The sequence below is a fragment of the Robertmurraya sp. DFI.2.37 genome, from assembly GCF_029211245.1.
Lineage (GTDB): Bacteria > Bacillota > Bacilli > Bacillales > Cytobacillaceae > Robertmurraya > Robertmurraya methanolica_A.
The window spans coordinates 1-286 of sequence record NZ_JARGEJ010000932.1; the positions used below are offsets into that span (position 1 = coordinate 1).

A 286-nucleotide genomic window follows, 5' to 3' on the forward strand; every position below is an offset into this window, starting at 1 on the left:
ATTGAGACCAATACGGTCGAGGAAAGAAAGCTTGAGGGGTTGAAGAATGTAGAAAGAAAACCAGTAAACTTTCTCGTTGAACAATTAGATACGACAACAGATTCAGTTTCATTAGTCGCCTCTGAACTAGGTGAGGGAAAGTTATCTCTCTCTATCATTTTGGATTTAGAACAAAGTGTTGATGAAGCGTCGATGCAAACATTACAAGAAATGATGATCAATATCATTGAAGAGGAGAAAAATGTAACTATTAATCAAAACGATATTGTCATTGTGGACGGTAATA

The 286-nt window shown here is 35.7% G+C and carries 1 protein-coding gene; it reads left to right on the plus strand.

Annotated features, from left to right (window positions below):
* On the plus strand, positions 1-286 hold a 286-nt coding region (locus PZE06_RS29215; RefSeq protein WP_275792572.1), incomplete at both ends, for a hypothetical protein.